Origin of the sequence: Lonsdalea quercina, assembly GCF_900107885.1 — a bacterium.
In the GTDB taxonomy this organism is placed as follows: Bacteria; Pseudomonadota; Gammaproteobacteria; order Enterobacterales; family Enterobacteriaceae; genus Lonsdalea; species Lonsdalea quercina.
The window spans coordinates 1-1,077 of sequence record NZ_FNQS01000035.1 but is presented as its reverse complement, the minus strand read 5'-3'; the positions used below and the strand labels follow the sequence as shown (position 1 = coordinate 1,077).

The following is a 1,077-nucleotide window of genomic DNA, read 5'->3' as shown; positions in this document are numbered from 1 at the left end:
TTATACCCGACGATACCCGAATGGGGAAACCCAGTGCAATCCGTTGCACTATCGCAACATGAATACATAGTGTTGCGAGGCGAACCGGGGGAACTGAAACATCTCAGTACCCCGAGGAAAAGAAATCAACCGAGATTCCCCTAGTAGCGGCGAGCGAACGGGGAGGAGCCCAGAACCTGAATCAGTTTGTGTCTTAGTGGAAGCGTCTGGAAAGTCGCACGACAGAGGGTGATAGTCCCGTACACGAAGAGGCATGGATTGTGAGTTCGATGAGTAGGGCGGGACACGTGTTATCCTGTCTGAATATGGGGGGACCATCCTCCAAGGCTAAATACTCCTGACTGACCGATAGTGAACCAGTACCGTGAGGGAAAGGCGAAAAGAACCCCGGCGAGGGGAGTGAAATAGAACCTGAAACCGTGTACGTACAAGCAGTGGGAGCCTTGATTAATCAGGGTGACTGCGTACCTTTTGTATAATGGGTCAGCGACTTATATTCTGTAGCAAGGTTAACCGAATAGGGGAGCCGCAGGGAAACCGAGTCTTAACTGGGCGTTAAGTTGCAGGGTATAGACCCGAAACCCGGTGATCTAGCCATGGGCAGGTTGAAGGTTGGGTAACACTAACTGGAGGACCGAACCGACTAATGTTGAAAAATTAGCGGATGACTTGTGGCTGGGGGTGAAAGGCCAATCAAACCGGGAGATAGCTGGTTCTCCCCGAAAGCTATTTAGGTAGCGCCTCGTGAACTCATCTTCGGGGGTAGAGCACTGTTTCGACTAGGGGGCCATCCCGGCTTACCAACTCGATGCAAACTGCGAATACCGAAGAATGTTATCACGGGAGACACACGGCGGGTGCTAACGTCCGTCGTGAAGAGGGAAACAACCCAGACCGCCAGCTAAGGTCCCAAAGTCATGGTTAAGTGGGAAACGATGTGGGAAGGCCCAGACAGCCAGGATGTTGGCTTAGAAGCAGCCATCATTTAAAGAAAGCGTAATAGCTCACTGGTCGAGTCGGCCCGCGCGGAAGATGTAACGGGGCTAAACCATGCACCGAAGCTGCGGCAGCGACACT

1 rRNA gene is annotated in these 1,077 nt (G+C 52.6%); it reads left to right on the top strand.

Annotation, left to right across the window (positions count from 1 at the left end):
- Positions 1 to 1,077, top strand: a 23S ribosomal RNA gene (locus BLU64_RS16950); the annotation flags it as partial.